The 25,175-nt window shown below is 37.5% G+C and carries 23 protein-coding genes; 4 read left to right on the top strand and 19 right to left on the bottom strand.

Going from position 1 to position 25,175, the window contains the following annotated elements:
* Positions 1-291: 291 nt before the first annotated feature.
* The 9 genes from IGI86_RS16645 to IGI86_RS16685 form a co-directional block, all read right to left on the bottom strand.
* Positions 292-1,131 (bottom strand): RsiV family protein, encoded by an 840-nt coding sequence (locus IGI86_RS16645; protein WP_229045661.1) that lies wholly within the window; start codon positions 1,129-1,131, stop codon positions 292-294.
* A 33-nt stretch (positions 1,132-1,164) separates the two neighbouring features.
* The gene (locus IGI86_RS16650) at positions 1,165-1,683 is read right to left on the bottom strand and encodes an RNA polymerase sigma factor (RefSeq protein ID WP_005233050.1); all 519 of its coding nucleotides are present in this window, start codon (positions 1,681-1,683) and stop codon (positions 1,165-1,167) included.
* Between the two features lie 36 nt (positions 1,684-1,719).
* Positions 1,720-3,117, bottom strand: a complete 1,398-nt coding sequence (locus tag IGI86_RS16655; RefSeq protein WP_016613712.1) for a polysaccharide deacetylase family protein — start codon at positions 3,115-3,117, stop codon at positions 1,720-1,722.
* Between the two features lie 348 nt (positions 3,118-3,465).
* Positions 3,466-3,813 (bottom strand): DUF7006 family protein, encoded by a 348-nt coding sequence (locus IGI86_RS16660; protein ID WP_016613710.1) that lies wholly within the window; start codon positions 3,811-3,813, stop codon positions 3,466-3,468.
* A 176-nt stretch (positions 3,814-3,989) separates the two neighbouring features.
* Positions 3,990-4,328, bottom strand: a complete 339-nt coding sequence (locus IGI86_RS16665; protein WP_185953779.1) for an LPXTG cell wall anchor domain-containing protein — start codon at positions 4,326-4,328, stop codon at positions 3,990-3,992.
* A 34-nt stretch (positions 4,329-4,362) separates the two neighbouring features.
* Positions 4,363-4,926 (bottom strand): hypothetical protein, encoded by a 564-nt coding sequence (locus IGI86_RS16670; protein WP_086316682.1) that lies wholly within the window; start codon positions 4,924-4,926, stop codon positions 4,363-4,365.
* Between the two features lie 25 nt (positions 4,927-4,951).
* The gene (locus IGI86_RS16675) at positions 4,952-5,470 is read right to left on the bottom strand and encodes a hypothetical protein (RefSeq protein ID WP_034871937.1); all 519 of its coding nucleotides are present in this window, start codon (positions 5,468-5,470) and stop codon (positions 4,952-4,954) included.
* Positions 5,471-5,509: 39 nt separating this feature from the next.
* Positions 5,510-8,626, bottom strand: a complete 3,117-nt coding sequence (locus IGI86_RS16680) for a BspA family leucine-rich repeat surface protein (RefSeq protein WP_430617577.1) — start codon at positions 8,624-8,626, stop codon at positions 5,510-5,512.
* A 773-nt stretch (positions 8,627-9,399) separates the two neighbouring features.
* Positions 9,400-10,875, bottom strand: a complete 1,476-nt coding sequence (locus IGI86_RS16685) for a helix-turn-helix domain-containing protein (RefSeq protein WP_061053447.1) — start codon at positions 10,873-10,875, stop codon at positions 9,400-9,402.
* A gap of 296 nt (positions 10,876-11,171) precedes the next feature.
* On the opposite strand from IGI86_RS16685, the gene IGI86_RS16690 reads away from it, so the two are divergent.
* The 3 genes from IGI86_RS16690 to IGI86_RS16700 are packed head-to-tail and all read left to right on the top strand — an operon-like array spanning position 11,172 to position 13,110.
* Positions 11,172-11,507, top strand: a complete 336-nt coding sequence (locus tag IGI86_RS16690; protein ID WP_142437256.1) for an ArsR/SmtB family transcription factor — start codon at positions 11,172-11,174, stop codon at positions 11,505-11,507.
* Entirely contained in the window at positions 11,504-12,196 is a 693-nt protein-coding gene (locus IGI86_RS16695) for a type 1 glutamine amidotransferase domain-containing protein (RefSeq protein ID WP_016621151.1), read from the top strand. Before IGI86_RS16690 ends, IGI86_RS16695 begins: the two co-directional genes overlap by 4 nt.
* Positions 12,181-13,110, top strand: a complete 930-nt coding sequence (locus IGI86_RS16700) for an NAD-dependent epimerase/dehydratase family protein (RefSeq protein WP_430617579.1) — start codon at positions 12,181-12,183, stop codon at positions 13,108-13,110. Before IGI86_RS16695 ends, IGI86_RS16700 begins: the two co-directional genes overlap by 16 nt.
* A 270-nt stretch (positions 13,111-13,380) precedes the next feature.
* Here IGI86_RS16700 and IGI86_RS16705 read toward each other — a convergent pair whose 3' ends face one another.
* The 6 genes from IGI86_RS16705 to IGI86_RS16730 form a co-directional block, all read right to left on the bottom strand.
* Positions 13,381-13,554 (bottom strand): hypothetical protein, encoded by a 174-nt coding sequence (locus IGI86_RS16705; protein WP_429968189.1) that lies wholly within the window; start codon positions 13,552-13,554, stop codon positions 13,381-13,383.
* Positions 13,551-13,772, bottom strand: coding sequence for a hypothetical protein (locus IGI86_RS16710; protein WP_430617581.1), 222 nt, complete (start codon positions 13,770-13,772; stop codon positions 13,551-13,553). The genes IGI86_RS16705 and IGI86_RS16710 overlap by 4 nt, the downstream gene beginning before the upstream one ends.
* A 455-nt stretch (positions 13,773-14,227) precedes the next feature.
* A complete protein-coding gene (locus tag IGI86_RS16715; RefSeq protein ID WP_195266351.1) occupies positions 14,228-14,404 on the bottom strand; it encodes a hypothetical protein in 177 nt (58 codons plus the stop codon).
* A gap of 50 nt (positions 14,405-14,454) precedes the next feature.
* Positions 14,455-14,904 (bottom strand): hypothetical protein, encoded by a 450-nt coding sequence (locus tag IGI86_RS16720; RefSeq protein WP_430617583.1) that lies wholly within the window; start codon positions 14,902-14,904, stop codon positions 14,455-14,457.
* 21 nt (positions 14,905-14,925) lie between these two features.
* A complete protein-coding gene (locus IGI86_RS16725; RefSeq protein ID WP_229045664.1) occupies positions 14,926-15,399 on the bottom strand; it encodes a hypothetical protein in 474 nt (157 codons plus the stop codon).
* 580 nt (positions 15,400-15,979) lie between these two features.
* The gene (locus IGI86_RS16730) at positions 15,980-16,483 is read right to left on the bottom strand and encodes a VanZ family protein (protein ID WP_430617585.1); all 504 of its coding nucleotides are present in this window, start codon (positions 16,481-16,483) and stop codon (positions 15,980-15,982) included.
* A 143-nt stretch (positions 16,484-16,626) separates the two neighbouring features.
* Here IGI86_RS16730 and IGI86_RS16735 point away from each other — a divergent pair, with 143 nt between their 5' ends.
* Positions 16,627-17,010 carry a hypothetical protein gene (locus IGI86_RS16735; RefSeq protein ID WP_430617587.1) on the top strand — a complete coding sequence of 128 codons (384 nt, stop codon included), beginning with the start codon at positions 16,627-16,629 and terminating at the stop codon, positions 17,008-17,010.
* A gap of 670 nt (positions 17,011-17,680) precedes the next feature.
* On the opposite strand, the gene IGI86_RS16740 is transcribed toward IGI86_RS16735, so the two are convergent.
* The 4 genes from IGI86_RS16740 to IGI86_RS16755 form a co-directional block, all read right to left on the bottom strand.
* A complete protein-coding gene (locus tag IGI86_RS16740) occupies positions 17,681-19,801 on the bottom strand; it encodes a glycoside hydrolase family 95 protein (RefSeq protein ID WP_430617589.1) in 2,121 nt (706 codons plus the stop codon).
* A 94-nt stretch (positions 19,802-19,895) separates the two neighbouring features.
* Positions 19,896-21,395 (bottom strand): alpha-N-arabinofuranosidase, encoded by a 1,500-nt coding sequence (locus tag IGI86_RS16745; RefSeq protein WP_430617591.1) that lies wholly within the window; start codon positions 21,393-21,395, stop codon positions 19,896-19,898.
* A gap of 4 nt (positions 21,396-21,399) precedes the next feature.
* Positions 21,400-24,381 carry a glycoside hydrolase family 2 TIM barrel-domain containing protein gene (locus tag IGI86_RS16750; RefSeq protein WP_430617592.1) on the bottom strand — a complete coding sequence of 994 codons (2,982 nt, stop codon included), beginning with the start codon at positions 24,379-24,381 and terminating at the stop codon, positions 21,400-21,402.
* 25 nt (positions 24,382-24,406) lie between these two features.
* The gene (locus tag IGI86_RS16755; RefSeq protein WP_244350710.1) at positions 24,407-25,072 is read right to left on the bottom strand and encodes a carbohydrate ABC transporter permease; all 666 of its coding nucleotides are present in this window, start codon (positions 25,070-25,072) and stop codon (positions 24,407-24,409) included.
* Between the last annotated feature and the right edge of the window lie 103 nt (positions 25,073-25,175).

Here is a 25,175-nt window from a genome sequence, read left to right on the forward strand (position 1 = left end):
AAGTCAATAAAAAGATTCGCTACCTAATAATTAGATCTCTAATTATTTTCAAATCCAATAATGGTAGTAAGGCTCAGGGAGTTCCACACTGTGGAAAAGTTACTGACAAAAGCAGACAACAAGGGACTTTTTAGTAAACATGTATAAAAGAGACTCTGGGTTCATCGATTTTTTCCCTCATGGTATCCACAGCCAATTAGAAAAGTAGGCTTTATTTTCCACTCTTGCTAGCGAAAAAAGAAAGCTTATCCAGAAATCATTTTCCGAATAAGCTTAAACTGATTTATCGATCTAATTAAAAAAATTTTCGTCAACTAAGATTGGCTTCAATACTGTAGTAGGTATTATGAACTCTTGTGTCCCCATGTATCCAGCCGAAACTTCATATTTGTCAAATGAAATAACTAGTTCATGATTTTCATTAATATAAAAATTCGGATCATTCTCCAACCAATTTGTATCATTATAGTCTAAAACCCAATATTTGATATCGCTATTTACTCTCATCCGCTCTTTCATTTGGTGCTCAATTTCCTGAGCCAGCACCTCTAAATAGTTTTCCGTTTTAAATAACATCTTTAATGATAATAAGACCTCGTTCTTTTTATCGAATGTATCAAATCGATGTTCGACATTGGTGCTCCCCACTGTCTCTTCAAACGTACGGTCGATTACTAAAAATCGATTATCATTGACTTTCACATCATAGGTACCACTGACATACATTTGTTTTTCGTCCACCTTATTTATTACGTCTATATAACTTTGATATGCTCGTTGTCCTTCACGGAGATATTTTTCATTTAATTGCGAATACACTTGATTTTCTTCTGTTATCTTAGGCACATCAATAGTGATTTCTGCTTCCTCTTTACTGAACAGAAGCGTTTCCCCAGTTATAATTGATACCAAATCCCCCAAAATAGGTATTTCTGATGCAAAACCTCTAAAGGTAGTATTTTGAAGCATAATCAAAAAACTAAAAACCACCAAGATCACGCTTTCGACTCCTCTTCTAAGTACTTTTCGCTTCTTTTCTTCGTATACCTTTGCCTTTTCTATTTGAAAACGCGCAACTATTTCACGCTTTAATTGTTCCTGGTTTTCTCCATCAAACGTGTGCTGTTTCATTTCGCTCATTCTCCTTTTCATATCTTGTTTTTTCTAATTTAAAAGATGCTTAAATTGAACAAGAGAACGGTACATCTTCGTTTTCACCGTATTCTCATTTAAATTAAGTATTTGAGCAATTTCCTGCAAGGTAAATCCATCAAAATATTTTAAAATGATGATATCTCTTTCCGGACTAGGCGTTCTCTCTAGAATTTCCTTTAGTTCAAGAAATTCACTTTGATCGAAACGAAAATGACTTAGTTCTATAGTTTCTTCAAAGGCTAACCCAAATGGTCTTAGTCTCTTCACTCGCCATTGATCAATCGCGGTTCTTACTAAAATTTTATAGAACCATGCTTGAAAATTATCAATTTCTACTGTGTTTCTAAAGCTTTTTAACGCCTTTTGAAAGCTATCCTGCAGGACATCTAAAGCATCTTCATGATCATAAACATAACTGTAGGCAATTCGATACATTTGATCATATTTACCTTCTATCAGTTCTTCTAGTAGATGCTCATAATAGCGCACTTTTTTTGTTTGACTTCTATTCTTAAAAATAAAGATCACTCCTTCAACAACTCTCCAAGGGACTAGAAAAGACTGCTATTTAATTTCTCTTTGGTCAGCTAAACCAAAATACTGATTTAGTGGTTTTTGTCCATAAGAGAGCAATTCGCTTATAGTCACAAACTCATAGCCTCTTTTTCTTAGTTGACTTACCATTTCTGGAATGGATTCTACGGAACGTTCATGGATATCATGAATCAAAATGATTGATCCATTTTCTACAGTATCAATTACCTTATTTACAATCAAATCTTTATTTTTGACTTGCCAATCTTCAGAGTCTACATTCCATTGAATAATAGGCAATCCGATGGTTTTGGCAACGGCGCCGTTTACTGCTCCGTAAGGTGGTCGAAAGAGTTTTGGCAATACCCCTGTAGCATGAAATATTGCCTTATCAGTCTTCAGTACTTCTTCTTTGACTTTATCCAGAGTTACTTGAGTTAAGTCTGGGTGAGTGTATGAATGACTGCCAATTTCATGCCCCTCTCCCACTATTTTTTTCGCGACCTCTGGGTTCTTATCAACCATCTGACCTAAAACAAAAAAAGTCGCTTTTATCTTTTCTTTTTTTAACTCTCCTAGTAATTTTTTCGTAGACGTATCGTTAGGTCCATCATCAAAGGTGAGCGCGACATAGTTTCTTTTTTGGTCTAAGGATTTTTTTGGCAGATTATTATCAGAAACGATTGCTGGATCAATAAAAGGCAGAATTTTTTCAATGTCGACATTCATCTTTGTCAACCCTAAGACCTCTTTATCAAAAGCGATTTGTATTGAGTGAGGGAGAATGGTTATCTTACTATCCTTGCTTAAAAAGTCATATGTTAACACTTGATCTAATTCTTCCTCATCAATTGTTGATTTTAATTTAGTTCGAGTACTAAGTAGTTGTTCTTGTACAACTCTGTTTATCGCAAGCAAGTCTGATTCATCGTTGACAATATCTTTTAATCGAGGCTCATTTCGATTTTTGGATAAGAGTATTTCAGATAGTTCTTTTATTTCACCTAAATATTTCAAAGACTTTGTTTTATCATCCCAAATATATTCCTTTGTTACTAATTGTCGATTAATAAGGGCATCATTCACCTTTTCCTCATTGACATAGGAAAGCACCATTGACCGAGAATCCTTCAATTGTTTCGAAGCAACCTGAGTTTGAGCTTCCAATTGTTTTATAATATTTTTATTTTCAGTCGCAGAATAGTACAGGTAATATTTATTGTATTGATTATCGCCACTCTTTGATTCTTCAATCTGAGTGATATCACGATCAAAAAATGCAGTTTTAATTGTTTTTTCGACTTGCGTTTCAAAATTTGTTTGTTCTTCTCCATACACTTGACTCATTAGGTACTTATACGTGACACCCACTACTAACGTAAGAATCAATGCACAGAATATAGCTATTAACAATAATTTTTTTCTCATAGTATTTCCTCTCTTTCGTTGTTCTATAGGTTATGACGAAAGAACAGGTCAATTAGTTTCATTTATTAGCAAGTTTTTATCAATCGTGAACTTTCTTAATCGTGATTCCTTTATCTCCATAATATTGCTGTCTAAATTCATTAGCGAAAAATAGTAACTTCCAAATTATTCGTTTTTTCCTATCTTTTCCTTTAAGGTTTAGCTTTAACACAGACCTTTACGTTTTCCCTTAACTATGTCATTAGACAGTAGCGTTAGTTCTTAATCTTAATACTTGCGGAAAACAAAAAAAGGCTTCAAAAAATTTTTTTGAAGCCTTTTTTAAGATAATTTTTATTTATACAAACTCTATGACACATTGAATACGATAGAATTCTTCTTTTCTACACTTAGATCATAACCACAGATTTCTTTGAAATATGTCTTGTAATCATTCTCAGTAATTCTAATAATCTCATCTGCTGAGAAATCGTCGAATCGAGATAATTCTAAAACTAGATTCATCTTTGCATCAAGTCCTAGAATTTTTGGGAGCACTTCCCAGAAATTATCTTTTGAAATCGATTCAATCAGCTGACCGAATTCAGTTAGGTGTTTTTCGCAATATGCTTCCAATTTTTCACGTTCAATACCTTTTTTTATTTTCTCAAAATTGAAGTAGTAAGAAAAGGTTTCGTGGTTGTTTCCACCGTCCATTCATTTGCCCCTCTTTCTATGTATTTCTCCTAAAATTTTATTTGTATCAGCTAAACGCTATTATCTTGCCTTCCTTTTTATAACAATTAAATAAAACTGCCCTATCAGCTCCATCGAGGTGTTCTGATAGGGCATAAGTAATTATAAAATACTCTGCCTACTCATTTATTTGTTCACTAATTATAGTAATCAGTCGTTCCATAAATGTGTCTGCTTTTACTCAATAGTAATAAGATAGAAAATACTATGAGTGCATACCCCAGGATGATCAAACTGCTTGTGTTTGAAGAACCTGTTTGCGGTAATTTCCCTTGTCCGATTTGAGAAGCATCTGCGACGATCGTTTTCTTATTGTCATCGTCTGCTTCTTCCTCTTTCTTCGCTGTTTCACCAATTCGACCAGTCACAGTGACCTGCCCTGTTGTCGCCTCTGCGACAATGGTTTCTGATAGCTCCCAGACAGTTAGAGCCAGTAATGCAGCGATGAAAAAAATGATTCTTTTTCGTTTTTTCATACGATAGATCCCTTCTTTACTGGGATTTCAGTTTTTAGTCTTCCTCTACATCCGGCGCAAAACTCAAGACCAATTTGAAACTTGGGTTTGATTCTTCTGATGCATTGGCAGGTGTTGCTTCACCAGTGAACGCAAACGTCCCTTCATTCGTTCCTTGGTTGCCTTCAAGGGTAAACAATTCTGTTTCTGTTACAGTTGGTGTGCCGTTTTCAAACAACTCAATCCCGTTTACGTTTAACAAGTCTACTTCAGACATATTCAATGGTGTATCAACACCTGCAACAGAAGCGATCACACCAACTGCTGAGTTATTTGTCACCGTGTACGTAGGCGAAACGATCTCTGTATGGCTTGACGCTTCAGTCGTATAGAACAAAGCAGTCGTTGGAATCGTTACATTGATCCATTGGTTCAAATCATCGGGATTTGGTCCAGGTGTTGTATTATCGAATTCACCGATGATCCCGTTTACTTGGACATCTCCTGACGTATCGCCTTCACGTCCGTCAATAGTTTGTGTCGCAAAAGCGGTGGTGCCGCTTGCGATTACTCCTGCGATCGTTGCTGTACTTAGAATAGCTGCTACAAATTTTTTCATTTTTATTTCCTCACTTTTCCTTTTTTTAATTCTTAACGATAATCGTTAATTCAGCTTCAGTGACCCCTTGTTTTTCTTTGCTTTCAGGGTCGTAAATATTGATGGTGGCTTTGGCAGGATACTCGCCTTTTGCCAATGGTGTCGCCAAGGCGACATTTTCAACAAATTGATTTGGATAGATCGCACCGGAAGAATAGATGACTTCCCCGCTCGACAGTAAAGAGATATCCACGGCGATTGGGTACACATTGGTGCCTGGATTAACGATTTCGATGGATCCCGTGCTTTGACCATCTTCAAAAATGGCTTCTGGATTGATTTGCAGGGTGAAATAATTCGCATCTGCAATTTCCTGCGCCCGTTCAGATAATCGCTGATCGGTGGCATCGCCAGATTCAGGCAAAAGGTCTGCACTGATCAACGGAACTGCTTCTTTTGATTGATAGAAATAGTACCCGAGTCCACCGGCAAGTACGGCCAATAGCAACAACCACCAGAGCCATTTCCGTCGTTTTTTGTTTTCGGTTTGATTCGTTTGCTCCAATGGATTCACCTCCTTCCCATTTGGTACGATCTTTTTTTCTTAGTCTCGTGGAACAAAGCGTAAGACGATGCGATAATTCGGTACGAGCAAGTCTTCATAATATCCGCCTTGATCGGCTTCTGAATCAACGACCCATTGCGGGTAATCCCCATAGAAATCCCCTGTTAAGGAAATCGGCACGCGACTTCTTTCTTCTAAGCGAACCAAGTGTTGTTCTTCCATCGCTTCATAGAGTTGAATCTGGGTTTCTTCCGTTTTTAGGTTCAATCGCAACAGCGGGGTTGAGATATCGTCATAAGTAAGGGTTGGGTCTTCCTCTTCGCTTTCACTTTCAGCGTAATCGAGGGGATCTTCTCCCTCTTCTAACAAGACGATTCCGGCATGATCATCGATCGCCAATTGATTGATATAGGTATCCATAGCAAGTGGCGATTGATTGCGGATCTCATACGCTTGGCTTTCAAAATTACGATTCGATGCCGCCGTATTGTACAAGGATTCAAAGACCATTTTGGTCGGGATCGTCACTCGCATATGCTCCAGTTTCGATGTCACATCGATACCGATAGTCATCTGGTAGGCTTTATTCCCCACCTCAAGAACAGCGAAGTAGCTGCCGTCTTCGTCCACTTCTCGTGTAAGATCCGTTTCTACGATGCGAAAGTCATCCGTCATATCCGCTTCCGTCAATACATTTGCGGCTTGCGCGCGACTTTCTTGAAGGATCAAAGCATCTAATTCTTCTTGCGTGCTTAATTCATTAATTTTGAAACGGTCTAAAGTGAAGTTATTCGCTCGATAATTAATTCCTTTTATGACTGTTTGTTCTTCCGTTCTATCACCGGTCGTTTCAACAGAAGGTTTCGAAACTGTAATCGTTACCTTTGTCTCGGTCTCAAGACGTTCATTCCCTATCAAATCAATTTGGAACTGTCGGACTTGTTGATTTGACTCTTGATAATCGCCCCAAACAATTCGAGGATCATCTTTTTCAAGAACTACCTTATCTCCAGACGTCGTTTGGTAACTAATAGTCAACTCATCTACGGACTCTGTTGCATATCCAGTAATAGTTTGGGACTGATCGCTTACTCGATCAATGCTTGCGACAAGCTGTTCTGGAGCTACTCGCTCCCAGATATAGGTTCCTGGGGAACTACCATCATAGTTAGCCATAAACTCAGTTGAGTTTTCAAAAGTTATAACCGAACCATCACCCGACAAATTTTCTTCTAGCGTCCAGCGTCCAGTATATTGTTCAGTACTTGGGATTGCTGGTAAGTTTGTAGCAGCAGAAAAAATAGATTGTCCTCCTAATGTTATTCTATTTAATGTGTTAGTATTACCAAACATACTCTGCATATTAGTTACCTGAGAAGTATCCCAGTTGCTGACGTCAATTTCTTCTAAGTCACTTGCATTGGTAAACATGAATGCCATGTCTATTACTTGTGAAGTGTCCCAATTGCTAACATCTATCTTCTTTAAAGCATTCGCATTTTGAAACATCGTTCGCATATTAGTTACCTGAGAAGTATCCCAGTTGCTGACGTCAATTTCTTCTAAGTCACTCGCCTGGGCAAACATGAATGCCATGTCTGTTACTTGTGACGTGTCCCAATTGCTAACATCTATCTTCTTTAAAGCATTCGCATTTTGAAACATCGTTCGCATATTAGTTACCTGAGAAGTATCCCAGTTGCTTACATCTATTTCCTCTAAATTTACATTGTTAAACATAGTTTGTGTAGACAGTAAACTAGAGGTGTTCCAGTTGCTGACGTCAATTTCTTCTAAGTCACTCGCCTGGGTAAACATGAATGCCATGTCTGTTACTTGTGAAGTGTCCCAATTGCTAACATCTATCTTCTTTAAAGCATTCGCATTTTGAAACATCGCTCGCATATTAGTTACCTGAGAAGTATCCCAACTACTAACATCTAGTATATTCAGTGCACGGACCTGACTAAACATGAATCTCATGTCTGTTACTTGAGAAACATCAAACTTATCAGCATTTTCGATAGATTCCAATTCTGCTAGTCCATCAAATAAGAAGGAAGAATTTCTTGGTAAAGTAACAGAATCATTGACTAAGATTTTCTTGACCGATGGATAAGTTTTCCAAGGAGCAGTTGCAACTGCTCCAGCTTCTCCACCATACAAGATGATCGTTTCTGAGATACCATCATATAGCCATGGAACGGATCCCCACATTTCAAATATTTCCCATGTATACGTACCTGGAAAACGGCCATCATAACTTGTCATGAATTCACTTGAACTGGCATACCTGATCCCAAGATTTTCTGTACCTGGTTCCAACTTCCACCCACCGGTATAACCGTCTGTTTGTTGAATCGCTGGAAGCTGAGTGTCAGCTGAAAACAAGCTGTTTTCTCCGAGTGTCAATGATTTTAAATTAGTATTATTAAATATCTGACTCATATTTGTAACACTGGAAGTGTCCCATGAACTAAGATTCAATCGTGTGAGAGATCGGGTTAAATTAAACATTCGGCTCATATTCGTAACTTTTGATGTGTTCCATGTTCCTAAATCTAAAGTAGTAAGACTATTGGCTTGAAGAAACATGTCACTCATATCCGTGACATTTGATGTGTCCCATGCTCTTAAATCTAAGGTGGTAAGACTTTGAGCATTCATAAACATTTGACTCATATCCGTGACACTTGATGTATCCCACGATGCAAGGTCTAACCTAGTAAAAGCTGCGGGTGTGGCCGCCAGATTCCCAAACATAAGTCTCATATTAGTCACATTTGACGTGTCCCAATTACTAACATCTATTTCCCTTAACCGCCATGTAACTTGAAACATACTCTCCATATTAGTGACGTTAGAAACATCTAGTTTGTCTGCATTCTCTATGACTTCTAAAAGTTGTAATTCCCTAAACATCCCCGACGAGTTACTAGGTAAAATCACTTGATCTTCAAAAATTATTTTGCGAATGTGACGATACTGCCACCATGGCGACTCTCTTGCCGCCCCTGCTGTTCCGCCACCTACTATGATTGTTCCTTCTCCTTCGTAATAAGACCAAGGTACAGTCCCCCATAACCCTTGATCTGTAGGTATCCCTCTGACTAAAATCGAGTCTGTAACTTTACTATCTCTTTTTTCTTGTGCCACTGCCACAGACTCTATTTCTTGTTTTAGTTCATTGTCATGTGAATTTTCTGATATATTGCTATCTACTACTTTTGATGTCTCACTCTCAAATAGTGTATCATCTGAATATTCGTCACTATCTGATTCATTTATTTCTTCTCTTGATGATTTGGATTGAGCAATTTCGTCTTCTTGACGAACATGAACCTCGGCAAAAACAATAATAGGATGAAAAACTTGAACAACCAAAAAACATAATACAGTCAATAATCTTTTCTTCACCTGACCACCTCCTAACATATAAATATAAGGTCATTTAACCAAGTGATCTATATATTCAAATCACTTTCACCTCGTTTTTCGTACTAATGTGATTCAATATTTAAAAATTTCAGAACATTTAACGAGAAAGGTCTGTACACTTAATAAGTGGAATACTTTATGGATAAAAAACACCAAAAACAACCTTCCTAAACCAATAAAGAGATATCTACTTCTTAATTAGTCTCAAATTTCTTCGATTTTTAGATTAGAACAAAAATAGACATTCGATCCGATCGAATGTCATGGAAAAGTTATTGGATTAGGTTTTCTATTTTAGAGAATAAACAACAAATGTCTATTCTAAAAAACGAAGGTTTTTGATACATTTGTCTGTAAGTTTGTATGCATACCTATCTCTTACATGATAAAGGTTACATGATTTTTAGATAAAATGGGAATCAACATTTTCATATTCGGATGAAATAAATGAAAAAAAACACTCGTTAATACTTTTAACGAGTGTACGGAGATTAGAGAAATGGTTTTCGATACGGATCAATTTTTCTTTCCAGATTCCGCCAGTCATGCTCATCTGGGACAGCTTTCAATAACAAGTAATCTGTTTCAATAATATAGTCTAAGAGGTACCGATTATAGTTTGTGACAATCAAATCAATATGATCGGCATTTAATATTTCTTGTGTCAGATGTTGCAATGGCAAAAAGGTCAACGTGTGCTTTGTACCAAACTGTTGCATTGCACGAGTTCGAATCTGTTGGCAGATGAAGTGATCACCTTCTAGAAGAAAATAAATTCTTTTTGTCGGTGAATAAAAATCAAAAATCAAATCACTGTAGATCGTTAAACTCACACAAATATCTTCAAGATATGGTGCAGCCAAAAAGTCTTTTCTTTGATGCTTCTTTAAAAATCGTAAATTCCGTTGATAGTTTTCATTGTCAGAACGCATGAGAGATTCTTTGATGTCCTGTGCCTCTTTGTTCAATGCAGGAGCTAACGCATAGTTCACTTTTCTAGACAAAAAGAAGGATTGCAAGAAAATTTTTATCTTGGCATAGCTCTCATTTGTGAGCTCAAACTCTTGTAAGTAAGCCTCCGTAAGTTTGTCAATTTCTGATCCTTGATGAAACTGCTGGTAGAACTTTTCCTCCGATGCTTCTCTATCTAAGGTACGTTTACAAATAGTAACTAAATAAATCCATGCAAATTCTTCCTTCGCTAGTTCTACGCCGTAAAGCTTGTTGATTCCGTCTTTTAAAGAATACAGGAGGGAGAAGCTATTTCCTTTGTAGGCTAATTCAATCAAGTATTTCGGGACTGTTATCGGAAAACCAAGGCTCGCCCGTTTGATTGCAATAAAAAAAGTATAGTAAAAAGCAGCTGGTGTTGTTCCAGAGCCAATATCATATTGTCCTAGTTTGTTGTTTAACTGGGTTAAGACCAACTCATGCAATGCGGGGTCGGGAACAAGGGTATGGGCAGTATCAATCCCTTCGTAATAAAAGTCTTTGAAGAATTTCCGTAAATCCGCTTCGCTCCCTTCAATTGTCAATGGATTCGACACCCATTTTAACCGATAACTGCTCAATATTTTGTTCGATTGACCCAACAACCGTCGAAACGTGCTCTCAGAAAAATGATAATGATGGGCTAACTCGTCAATATCCATCAATTCCCCTTGAAAAATATGACCGATGATTTCAAATAAACACTCATTTTCTAGCAAATCTTGTTTCTTTTCTTGGTACACGGAAGGTTTTTTCTCTTCAAAAAGAAAGCCACTATTCCCCGAAATTAGGGTGATACAATCACCAAAATAGTCTTTCACATACTTGAGATCATTTGCAATTGTGCGTTGTGTGACTTGCATCTTTTCTGCCATTTCACCAATTGTAAATAAACGATCTCGTTCCATCACACTCAAAACTCGAAATAAGCGCTTAGTTGTGCGATTACTGATAAATGCTAACTGTAAGTCTCTCATATTCTCCGCCTCATATCTCACTACGTCTTTTGTCTAGATGTTACATACATAACACAACAACAAAAAATGAGCAACACACGGCTCTTAATCACTTCATAAAAAAATAAGTTGCTTCTATACACAAAAAAGGATCAAATGCTCTTATGCTTTTCCATTATTATCTATTTGCTTACAAAACATTCTAATCTCCTTAGCGATGGTGGAGAAGAGGAATGCTCTCGAGCTTCTTTCATTGCAAAAATCTCCTTTAAATGGTTTAATGGTTTAAACTTTTAAACGATTTGGGAGAGACAATTATGATAGATTATGCCAATCTGCAACAAGATTTTTCTGAGTTAAGTGATTTTTTAATCGCGCTAGGTGACAAAAAAAGACAAGCTATCATCATTCGGTTGCTAGAAGCGGAAAATTGTGCTGGCTTACAGGTCACTTCCTTATTAGAGGCTACCAATTTATCTAGACCCGCCATTTCACATCATTTGAAAATCTTGAAAGAAGCCAAAATCGTGAATTTCAGGCAAGAAGGAACAAAAAATTATTACTATCTCGATCATGAACAAACAGAAATAAAAAAACTCCAATCCTTTTTAACGAAAGTCATTCACATTATGAACGAGAGGGACCATTCATGAAGAAAGTATTAGTTGTTGAAACAAACATTCAAAAATATGCTGGCACGAACGAGGCTACCGGACTTTGGTTAGGAGAAAGTGCCGAGTTTCTAGATGAAGTCTATCAACAAGGGATTGATGTTGATTTCGTAAGTCCATTAGGAGGCTTTGTTCCTCTAGATCCAAGAAGCATGAAATATATAGATCAAGCTATTATGAACATTTATCTGGAAGAAAATTTCATTCAAAACGGCTTGATTCAAACGAAAAAACCCGCAGAAGTAAATCCAAATGACTACCATGCGATTTATTTTACCGGAGGGCATGGTGTCATGTGGGATTTTCCTGATAATAAAGAGCTGCAAGAACTCGCTTTAGCCATTTATGAAAACAATGGGTATATTTTATCTGTTTGCCACGGAATCGCTGGTTTACTAAATATAAAAGATAGAGAAGGAAGCTTTTTGATTTCTGGAAAAAAAATCACAGGATTTACGAAAACCGAAGAATTTCTCGCCGGGAAAATGAACAAAGTTCCTTTCTTTAATCAAACCGCCGCAGAAGAAAGAAACGCTCAATTCAAAAAAAGACGCTTTTATAAAGCATTTGCCTTAAAAGATGGGCGGATCATCACTGGCCAAAATCCTTTTTCTGTACGTGCTGTAGCAAAACTATATCTTGAGGAGGTACAGTCATGCAAACAATTTTAGGAAGCAATGGACAAATCGGCTATGAACTAGCAAAAGAACTATACAAAAATTACACAAATGAGCTTCGGCTAGTTAGCCGGAAGCCGCAAAAAATCAATCCTACAGATCAGATCGTTTCCGCAGATTTGATGGACTTTTCGCAAACGAAAAAAGCGATTGAACATAGTGAGATTGTTTACTTCACTGTTGGGTTACCGATGGATGCTGAGCTGTGGGAAACCAATTTTATGAAAATCGCAGAAAATGTCATCCGCGCTTGCCAAGAAGCACAGAGCAAACTGGTTTTTTTTGATAATACTTATATGTATCCAAAGGATCGTACACCCCAAAAGGAAGACACGCCATTTTCTCCAGCAGGCAGGAAGTCCCTCGTACGCTCTAAAATGGCTCAATTGGTTTTATCCGAGATTGAAAGTGGCCGTTTAGATGCGGTGATTTGTCGAGCCCCAGAATTTTACGGCCCAGGCAAGACCCAGAGCATTACTAATACACTCGTCTTAAACAATATAGTCCACAATGCTCCCGTCAAAATACCTGTCAATAAGGACACTTTACGCACACTTATATGGACACCTGATGCTAGCCGAGCCATGGCCCTTATCGGAAATACACCTAGTGCCTATGGCCAGACTTGGCATTTGCCCTGTGATACACCTCATAGTTTCCAAGACATGATCGATCTCGCCGAAAAAATTGAAGGCAAACCATTGAAATACCACGTCATTCCTTTGTGGCAATTTAAACTTGCTAGGCTATTCAGTAAAAACGCGCGCGAACTAAGTGAGTTATTACCTAGATACACGATGGATAATCTTTTTGTCTCTGATAAATTCAAAAAGGCATTTCCTCATTTTAAGATCACAACGTTTGAAGAAGGCATTAGGCAGGTACTTGTTGAGAATAGGGCAGGATGACTGGGAATGTTCTTTCGCTGTGTACTCAACAAATAACCCCTCCGAGCCCAACGGAACTTAAGCAATCTGCGAGTGTCCATCAACGAAAAGAAGGCGAATTAAAATAAAGAAAGTCCTTGAAAAACACGCACAAGAAGACCACAAAGAACATTATTTAGTTCTTATCTAAAAAAAGCCAAATAGAAGCGAAGAAACAAATTGTGCTTTCTTCGCTTTTTTCAATTCATTGATTCTTTACCTTCCTCATTGTCCATCTGTTTCCCAAACCGCTTAGAACGCTAGAACAAAATCATCGATTTTTCGTTGATAATAAGCAATTATCTTCACATCGATCGCTAATTTTGCTTTGTCTTTCTCACTTAACTCCTTTAAATACCGAATAAAATAGCTTTTCAATACAGAGAATTCAAAATAAGAAAGCTTTACTTGTTTCGCTTGAATCAATAAAAAACTTTATGAATCATCCCGCTATTTAAATAGGTTTCTAACAAATCATTTCCTGAGACGATATTTCCTTGCTCATCTTCAACCTCACCAAGATCCACTTGGCTTTTATCCAATCGAAAAACAGATGCAATAGCAGCGCCGGCTCCTTCTCCGATCACTTTTAGCTGTTTTACGATATAATCATTTTTCATCAAATAATGTGCGTCTTCTTTCATTATATTTTTCTATAGTCTATTTGTACGTCGTGATACTAGTCAGTAATGCTGACAGGGTAAACTTTGAGAAGTTGGGTCGCGCTCTTTGAGATTCTGATCAGTGACGTCTAAAAAGCTCTCGTTGATGCAGTATAATTTACATTCCACTCTTTTAGATTTGAACCCCGTATCTACTAGACATTGAAATAATAGGCTTCATAGGCCTCTTTCTGTCGATGTCCAAAATTAGAATTGTTTGATCTCCTTAAATAACATTATATATCAAGATAATCTTATATTCTAAGTACTTTTCGTCATCTGTCGTAACTAAGGAAAATTAAGGCTATTCGACATCGACAGATAAAAATATCTAGAACCTATTCTATACTATCGATACGATTGTTCTCATTTGGTATTTTCCCTTATTAATATTTTGATAGTTAAGATTATGTTGATTAATGGGTAAAAAAGCTGAGTTAATCCAAAAGAGTTATTGTTGCGATTGCTGTTTTCAATATGATTAAATGCTTTTTTGTTGTTTCAACTTCTACTCTCATAGAATCTTCAAAAATATTTATTACTGTACCTCTAATATTTTCTAATTTATCGTTTAAAAATAGAATGTCTACTTGTGAGCCTAATAATACTTTCACTTCTAAATACCTCTTATTTCCTTTCAAAAATCACATTTTTAGATGGCATATTACCATGTCTTATAAACTCGAATATGATCCAGAACTTCCTCTGTCGTACTTACTTGCTTGACATAAACTGCATACCCACTTACCCATTCATAGCCATTTCGAACATTTAAAGTCTTATAGCGCTTATTATAATAGTCCCCAACTGCTGCCCCTGTAGCAATTTTATGCTTTCTATAAGCTGCAGATAGAACATCCACTCTGTAAGCACGTGTGCGATTAAAAACTGGTACAGGATCTTCAACAGTATATTTATATACAGATCCAACTTCTTCTGTCGAGTAACCATATTCTTCTAAAATCGAGCTAATTGTTTCTAAGTCTTCAACTTTTTCTAAAACTACCGTTTCGTTGTCAATAGTAGCGACCTTCGTTTCTGAAGCTTCAACATTTTTAGAAAACATTACGCCCAAAGACACAATTACTCCCAATAAAAACAAATATTTCTTCATGCACAACACTCCTAACTATTGCTAATTTTGATTGATTTGATTCCACTTATCTTTCGCACTAGTAAAAACATTTTTTACAACTTTCATATCTTCGCTAGAAACTATTTTTCCTGTTGTTTCGTCTATAACGTTAAAATTCGAATCCATGTGTACCGTTTCGCTGATGTTTCCGCTTGTTGTCCATGTCACTTGAAAATCATTGTCATTTCCATCGTAATCAACTAATACGCCATTTTCATAATCTGTAGCTGTAATAGGAAGACTGGCTGGCACTTCGAATATATTTTCGGTACTAAGTTCAACAACAGAATACCCAATACCATTTTCATTGGTAGTATACGTTCTCCCAGTTTTTTCCCATGTAGAAACTTGGGAATACAAATCAGAGAGTTTATTCTTTTGAACTGTAGCAAATCCTGTAGCCCCCCCAATCAATACCACAAAAAACAAAATAACCACAACAACCATTTTTTTTGATCGCTTCATATTTTTCATATATACTCCTTTCTTTCGAATTTCTCACCCGAACATTTAATATTTTGAAAAGTTTAAATATTATTGAAATTATACCGAATCAATATATTTATATCAAATAAATTTATCCAACAAGCAAGTGGACTAAAAATCCGTCCATTTGCTTGTTCGAGTTAAGGACAAAGAACGACCGTCAATCGCTGGATCACGAGTGAGTCACAAATAACCTGTGAACAACCGTTGGCAGCACCATGTCGCCTTTTCTACTCTTTAAATGTCATAACTGCTAGTATGATAGACTAAATACCGGTAACTGGCCCGCAATGGGTTGTTGCTGTGATTAAAGAACTAATTTCGTGGATTATCGGCCTACTTCTGGTAGGTCTAGGACTTTTGCTAGTTGATCGTTGGTTAGACGATTAGCCGATAATCAAAGCAATTGCCTTCTAGCCTCACCGCGGAGTCGCAACAGCGCAAAAAAATCCCTCCTATTCGCAGTAGGAGGGATTTTTGGTGCAACTGCAATTTTAAACTAATTTCGTTTCGCACACTCATTTTTGCACAGACCAATTCAAAAGTCATACTCGATACAATAGCCTTTTTACCTTATCTTCTCTTTAAAATTAGAAAATAATGGAGTCTCACTTAAAGCAGAACCAATAATGAACCCACAAGTATTAGTGAAAATATCACCAAAATCAAAAATCCCTAAAGCAAAAACATATTGGCTAATTTCTACAAGCAAAATAACCAAAATAAATAGGAGTAAATTTTTCTTATTAAATTTAAATAAAAAACCACTAGGTATAAACATAACAATATTAAGCAATACCACAGCACTCAGTAAATCTTGAATGAACATAAGAGGATTCCATTCAATTCCTTGTATTCCAATATTTTTGAAAAAAAGTAAATAAATTAATAACAAATAATAAATAATATAAAATATATATATTGCCCATTTTGGAAAAAAACCAGAAATAAAACTTTGAACAAATAAATACAAATAAAAAGTAATAAGCAATATCTGTATCAATGGAATAACAAAATCAACAGATCCACTAGTAGGGAAAAAACTCATCGAAAAAGGATACAAAAATTCCATAAAAAACCATCTCGATACAAAAAAAAGAAACTATAAGTATAAAAAAATGAACTAAAATTAATTTTAAGTTTTTCATAAGCCTTCCAATATATTATTATATAAATGTAATCACAACATTATTATAACATATTGGAGGATAAGTCATGAAGAAATATATGAAAAAAGTAGCATACTCATTGCTTGTGTTAAGCTTTCTAATTCCCGTTGTTGCACACGCAGCCACCGATATCACTTACAAAGGATATGGTATTTGGTCTTGGTCATCTGTAAGTGATTGGTCAGTAAGCTCAACAAAAAAATACAAAGTAACACATAAACAAACAAGAACAACTGCAACCTCGAGTACATCAATGACAGTATATATTAAGAAAAAAGAATTCGTGGGTTCTAGCACTGCAGCTTCGTCTAGTTTTAAAGGCTCAACAAACGGTTCTTTTTCAGCTAATCTAGGCAAAGGAACATACTATTTAAGATTTGAAGCTCCCAAAGCATTAAAATTTGATATTAGTGGTAGCGTAACTCACTAAACAAAAAAACGAGCAAAGTTCTGCTCGTTTTTTTGAGATTGCTCTAAAAGAGAACGCAATCATTCAATTTATTCGTAAAATTTTGGCGTTATAGTTTAGGTAACGGATGAATTAGACGTGATTTTTCAGTCCCAGATTTGATTTTGTACAATTCATCAGTCCTCGGGAACTAATTTTTACCTAATACGTTTCTTTTAAAGGGTCTATAAGACACAAAATTTTTGAACAACCCATTCCTCCCGGAAATGATTTCGTTGTTGTATGATTTCGCAGAGTACAATGGATTTAGGAAAAAAACCAACGAGGAGTTGCTAAGCAACCCTGTAGTTTGTCCCTTCATAAGTCTGTTAACCAGAGCACTCTGTTCCACTTACTAGCTGTTTCGCTCAGGTGCTCGACTCTCAAATAGAAATCAGAAGACAGCTGCTCGCTCTTTTATTCCATATTCTATTAGGTGAAACGTGGCCATCCAGTCAGATTCTGGGAACCCCCACAGTATCAAGATGTTTGCTTCCTAATAGATAATAATCAATGGCTCATTTTGCCGGAAACCTCGGTTACTAATGACAGCGAGGGAACTTCATTAACCGATAGACCGGATGACAAAGAGCCAATATTAGACTCGTCACGTCGCCGTCTGTATTTTTTACAAACACTTATTTGACGACTTCTAATAAATATTTTTTTTAATCAGCTCACCGTTTTTCCACTGCATTTCAACTGTTTTATTCCCTTTGATTTTTAGTCCTTTGACAAAACCATCTTTCAGTTCATTTGGTAATGCAGGCAACCATTTAACGCGTCCATTGCGATCTTGAACAAACAGATTGGCAATCCCAGCGGCCACACCAAAGTTACCGTCAATCTGAAATGGTGGATGTTTGCTCCAAAGATTACTATAGGAAGCTTCCAAAATAGCATGCTGAATATGTTGATAGGCTTGTTGCGAATCTCCTAAAATAGCGAATAAATTGATTAACCAAGCGTTACTCCATCCGGTATGTCCCCCACCATTTTCTAAGCGCAGAGCAATTGACTTTTTCGTTGCATTTAACAGTTCATCTGTCTTATAAAGTTCACCAGGATATGCCCCATAAAGGTGAGAAACGTGGCGATGCCCGGGTTCTACTTCTTCAAATTCTTCTTGCCATTCCAAAATTTGACCTTTCGATCCAATTTTTACAGTTGCTAAATATGGTTGGATTCGCTTAATTCTATCCAACAAATCATCTTGGATACTTAGTGATTCACAAGTTCGCTGGAAGAAATCGAAGTTTTCATTGATTAAGCAGATATCCATTGTAGTTGACAGATGCAACGAGCATTTATTTCCAGCAGCATCGAAAAACAGGTTCTCTGGTGACGAAGATGGACAGCTATGATATGTTCCATCACTTTCTATTAATGTATTGACTAAGAACATCACAGACTTTCGCAATACTGGATAAACCACCTCTTTCAAGTAAGTCCTCTCTCCCGTGTACTCATAGTGCCGGTACAAATCACTGGCTAGCCAAGCACCGCCCATTTGCCACATTGCCCAAGAAGCATCGCCTCTACCAGTCTGGGATTGATAAGGAGCCCCCACTGGATTGGTTGTAAACCAACGATCTGTATTATGATGACACACAGATCCTGCTACACCATAATGAACATAGGCTGTCTTTTCCCCTACACTAGAGAGTTGTTCAATGAAGTTACTATAAGGCGTAAAGCATTCGTGTAAATTACAAGTATCCGCTAACCAATAATTCATTTCTAAATTGATATTTGTTGTGAAATTGCAGGACCAAGGCGCTCGCAGCTGCCAACTCCAGATTCCTTGTAAATTACTCGGCAGACTCCCTGGGCGAGAAGAACTGATCAATAAGTAGCGTCCATATTGAAAATATAAAGCGATTAGTCCAGGATCTGATTGCCCTTCCTTTACCCTTGCAATACGTTCATTCAGCGGCAAATGGACTTGGTCTCCTAAAGACATCTCCACGCGATTGAATAGTTCTTGATAGTCTTTCCTGTGGCACTTTTCCGCTTCTACAAAGCTTGAAACTTTTCGTGACTCTTTTCTTCTAAAAAGAAATGATACATTTTGGGCGTTTTCGATGACAAGTCGATCGTTGTCAAAAATCAGATTACCATCCGTTTTCTCAATAATTAATTCATAGATATGTGTTTCTCCGCGTGTCCCTTGTACAAAGTCCCGTTCATTACTTATATATTTGGGGTTTACGTGTTCCGGACATTGAACCTGTATTTCAACACAGCTTTCATTCGCATGGTAGATAACCCTTGAGTGTAACTGTGACTCATACGCAATAATAACGGATTCTGCTTCGGGAGCAACGAATCTTCCCCACAAGGCTTGGTCAGGATAACTAGCAAAATACTCGCGCTGATAGACTCCTTTCCTTCCTTGGTAGGTTATTTCTACTTTACTTCTACTTAAATCAAGACAACGACAATACTGTTCAATCGCTCCTTTTTGATCTGGTTGCGTAATGATCAGGTTTCCCAAGGGCAAATAGCTTTCGGTATAATTTCCTAAAAAAGTCTCTTCCACTTGTTGACCCGCTTTTAGATAACGGCCTTCTAAAATAGCTTGTTGTATTTCTGATAAATACTTTGCAGCTTCTGGCCTATTTTTATCATATTCGTATCCCGACCAGAGTAATTCATCATTCAAGCCAATTTTTTCAGGAAAACTTCCAAAGATCATTCCCCCTAGACTACCATTTCCAATAGGTAACGTTTCCTCCCATTCCTGCGCTGGACTTGTAAAGAAAAAATTCATTTTGAGTACCTCCATCATAAAAAAGACATATGGCTGTTCTTGAAAAGAGTATTGTATCCCTGATTAAACAATCAGGCATGGTCATATGCCCTCTTTAATTCAAGCTGATTCTAGTCATATTCCACGAGAGCGGCTTTGTGTTAATTGTAACTCTTCCTCCGTCAATCACTATCTGCTCCAACGAATCACGAGGGACAACTAACTCTTGATTTGGCCCATTAACCGCTTTTGGATCATAATCAGCCATTTCAGTAGCCTCAATGACACTAGCCAATCTCAAATCAGAATCAACTGTGAATGCAATTTCTTCACAGCGATGCTTATTAACAGAGAAAATGACTAACTCATTTTTTTCATCGTTCAAAATAGCAATACTGTCAAGATAGGGCACATTCTTGAACTGGTTTGTATCATAAGTTGCTACATCAACTTTTGTCGTTAAGGCTTGGCCATGTCCATACAATGAAGCTTGTTGGTACGGATAGAAGATGGTCTGCTTCCAAGCGGTTCCATTTTTTTCGGTCATAATCGGTGCGATCACGTTTACCAATTGCGCTAAACAAGCAATCTTCACTCGGTCAGAATTCTTTAACAATGTAATGAGCATGCTGCCAACAAGCAAAGCATCTTCAAAATTGTAGATATCTTCCAAAATGTGCGGTGCTACCGTCCATGGCTTTTGCGCCGCCGTCTCTTCATTGGAGTGGTACCAGACGTTCCATTCATCAAAGGACAACATCATAGTCCTATCACTTCTTTTTTTTGCTTTCATCGTGTCGCAAATTGCTATTACAGATTTGATAAAACGATCCATATCTTCTGACTTGGCCAAAAATTCAGCAAGATTATCTGTTTTATTGTCGTAATATTGATGCAGTGATAAGTAATCGACATATTCATAGGTGTGATCCAGTACCGTTAATTCCCAATCCACGAATGTCGGTCGAGTACTGCTGGAACTGCCACATACAACTAGTTCAATTGAATCATCAACCCATTTCATTGCTTTCGCCGTTTCTTCTGCTAAGCGACCGTATTCTTCTGCAGTCTTATGTCCAATTTGCCAATCTCCGTCCATCTCATTCCCTAAACACCAAGTCTTAATTGCAAAGGGTTTTTCATCTCCATTTTGCTTTCGAAGATCAGACCAATAGGTACCTCCCTCAAAATTGCAATATTCAACAAGATTACGTGCTGCATCAATGCCCCGTGTCCCCAAATTAACTGCCATATTCACTTCAGTCCCGCACTTCTGCGCCCAATGCATATACTCATGCAATCCCACTTCATTTGTTTCAACACTTTGCCATGCTAAGTCCAATCGCTGAGGACGATTTTCTTTCGGTCCTATGCCATCCTCCCAACGATAACCAGACAAAAAATTCCCTCCAGGATAGCGAACAATTGGAACAGACAACTCTTGTACAAGCTTTAGAACATCTTGGCGAAACCCATTTTCGTCACTCATTTCATGATTTGGTTGATAAATTCCTTCATAAACGGCTCGCCCCATGTGCTCAATAAATGAACCATAAATTCGACAATCGATTCTCGAAATTTGTTGCGTCTGTGAAATTCGTGTACTAGCTTTCACTTAATCACACTCCTTTTATTCTTACCTCAAATTGATAATGATACTTTTGTAAATGTAGTTGGTATTTGTCTAATACATCAGGACCACAGCTTCTAGAACCAATCCCGTGCTGTTGATAATCGATGTACAAATAGTAGCGGTCTGCTTTTTTTAATTCATGAAGATGTTGTGCAGAATCAATAGCCGCAACAGAATAAGGATGTACACTAAAATTAAAGGAATGGTTTCCTTGAAACTTGAGTGCTAATTGGCTGTCTGCCTTGAATGTTGCCCACTTCGTCTGGCAGTGATTACCACTTTCTTGTGGATACAAATATCGGAAACTCAGCTCATCTGTGGCCTGGGAAAATACATCAAAGTAACTCCCATTTTCGGTATCTGCATAGGTTTCTATGGGCCCCTTCCCAGACCAGCAAGTTTTATCAAACTGTTTATGCAGCTGCCAAACAAGTCCGATACGGGGAACTGTCAGCGGATAGTTATCTTTAGGCTCCCCAGAAATTTCATAGATAACTCGACCATCCTTGAAGAAAGTAATCGTCGATGTTTGCTCAATATGCCAAAACTTCCCTGCTGGCCCGATTGCTTCCCTTAAAGATAGCTTCAATTTCTCAGAATCATTGGCGACAATACTGCAGCTTATTACATTTGTTAGCATGCGATCAACACCATACTCCCGCCACGTTTCACTAGAAATAAAATCATTGTTTGTTGTCGGTCGCCAAAAAATACTTTCTGGCGAAGCTAGATAAATGTCTTGTTGTTCGTTCATAAACTGCCATTTGCCAGTGACTTTATCCACTCTCAAATAGTTTGTTCCATGTTGGAGCAGCAAAATTTTTGCATCATCCTGAATTTCATTAAAAATGAGCAAATCAGGTTCTGGCTCAGGTAGAGAGAATCCTTCAACTGGCATAGATGCGACAATATTAGCTAGTTTGCCATGAAGTGCTTTTTGATCATCGAAAATCAACACTTTTAAAAGGTTACCCTTTTCTGTATTCAACAAATCCCTAGGCAACGTAATTTCGACGTCTTTTTCGTGAGGCAAATTGACGGTCACTATCTTTCTTGCTAACACTTCTTGCTCTCTTTTCATTTCAAAACAACACTTCATACCTAGCAGGTCTTTGAAATGATTGCGATTGCGTAGGATTATTTTTCCAACTTCATATGAGGAAAAATCAATGGTGATTGGTTCTTGTTGTCGCTGAATATCGAAATAACTAGGTGATGGTTGCAAATCAGGCGTCATTAACCCATCCAGAACAAAATTGTAGTCATTAGGAATATCACCGAAGTCGCCGCCGTATAAATAGGTTGGTTGTCCCTCTCGCTTTGCTTTGATTCCTTGATCTTTCCATTCCCATAAAAAGCCCCCTTGTAATTGCGGTTCCTTATAAAACATTTCCCAGTACTCTTTTAACGAACCGGGACCATTCCCCATCGCATGTCCATATTCACAGAGGATGTAGGGTTTGATAACTTTCGGATTATCGACGACCTCTTGTAATTCCCGAATCGTCGCATACATTCTAGAATTAAAATCGGCTTGTTGAACATCTTTAACGTAGCGTCCATCCGTTTCTGAGAGACAATCGCGGGACTCTCCTTCATGGTGAATCAAACGAGTAGGATCTTTTTCACGGCACCAACGAATCATGGCTTCATGATTAGTCCCATTTCCAGACTCATTTCCTACCGACCAGATAATGATTGAAGTATAGTTCTTGTCGCGTTCGACCATTTGTTTCATGCGATCAAGATACGCTTCTTTCCATTCTTGACTGCTACTCAAAAAATTTTGATCACCGGTACTTCCTATGCCATGACATTCTAAATCCGCTTCATCCATCACGTATAATCCATAGCGATCACACAACTGATAAAATTCAGGGCTATGAGGATAATGAGCAGCTCGAATGGCATTGAAATGCGCTTGTTTTATCAAATGGATTTCTTCTTCTAAAAAACCTTTTGGCAAAGCTCGCCCCTTCGTCTCATGAAACTCATGATGATTGACTCCTTTAAAGAGAATTGGTTTGCCATTAATACAAATTTTATTTTCCAAAAGAGCAACTTCTCTGAAGCCAATTTCCTGACAAATTTCCTCTTCTGAAGTGACCAAGCGCAACCGATACAGTTCTGGCGTTTCAGCAGTCCATTTTTTTGGTGAAACGACTGGAAAAGCAAAACAATGATTATCTTTATCTATCACGATCTTTTTTTGAAAGACAATGGCTTCTTTTTCTAAAAAGATTTCGCAAGCGAGCTGATTCCCATGAATTTTTGGAAAATCAATCGCCAAAATGCCGTTCTCATAATTGCTATCAAAAGATGTTTGAATTTGGAAATCCCAAATACATTCTTTGGGGCGACTAAGTAACGCTACCTCACGAAAGATACCACTTAACCACCACATATCTTGATCTTCAATATAAGAACTATCGGACCATTGGAAAACCTCGATGACGAGTTGATTCTCACCCTCTTGGATATAAGCGGTTACATCAAATTCAGCTGGATTACGGCTGCCCTTACTAAATCCTATATACTTCCCATTCAGATACAAAGCAAAGCAATTATCTACACCTTCAAACCTAAGAAACTGCTGCATTTTTCGAGGGTCATAGCTAAAATCACAGCGATAAACCCCTACCGGAATCTCAGAAAATGTATAGGGTGGATTGATTGGGAATGGGTATTGGATATTTGTATAGTGCGGTTTCCCATACCCTTCCATTTGCCAATTGCTAGGTACAGGAATCAGGTTACTATTTTGCCAAAATTCATCAGAAAAAAATTGCTCCTTTTCAATATCTAGATGAGATGGAAAATATCGAAATCGCCAAAAACCATTCAATGACAAAACTCGCGAAGAATTGTCATGATCATCCGTTGGAGCATAGGGAAGATAATAACTTCGCGAGCTTTCTCTATTTTCATGAATGCGCTTGGGATCTGACAAATAGTTTGTCGTAAACATTCGCTTTCCTCGCTTTCATTCATAATTAGTCTTTCATCCCAGTTGTCGCACCAGAATCTAAGATATAACGTTGGAACACGATAAACACTAATACTAATGGAATAATTGAAATCACTGAGGCAGCAATTAACACGGTCCAGTTCACATTTTCTGCCCCCACCAAGCTCCTGATGGCTACCTGGAAAGTGTATTTCTTGGGGTCGTTCAAAACTATCAACGGCCAAATGTAATCATTCCACCGCCATTGGAAAGAAAAGATGCTCAGCGTCATAATGATTGGTTTGGCAATGGGTAACATGATTTTCATAAATATTGTGCCATCTGAAGCTCCATCGATTCGCGCAGACTCGATTAAGTCATCCGGAATAGAGACAAAGAAGGTTCTGAACATGAAAATTCCTGTAGCAGTATTGATTGAAGGAATAATGATCCCAGCCAAACTATCATACAAACCTAATTTACGAATCACCGTAAATACTGGATTCATGATTACTTCGGTAGGTAACATCGTAGTTGCAATAATACAGACAAAGAAGAATTTCAACCACTTCATGTCATATTTTGCAAACGCAAAGCCACATGTTGCACTGGCAATAACCGTTAATATCGTGGTAATAACTGACGACTTCATGGTGTTCGTAAAGTATTTTACGAAATCCAGACTTGTCCATGCATCAAGATAATTCTGCACAGTTGCGTTCTCTGGCAAGATACTTAACGGGTAGGAAAATAATTCTGACCCGGGTTTAAAAGAGCTAAGTACAAACCATACTAGTGGGAACAAGTACAACATA

Source organism: Enterococcus sp. AZ188 (assembly GCF_050544075.1).
Taxonomy (GTDB): domain Bacteria; phylum Bacillota; class Bacilli; order Lactobacillales; family Enterococcaceae; genus Enterococcus_D; species Enterococcus_D entomosocium.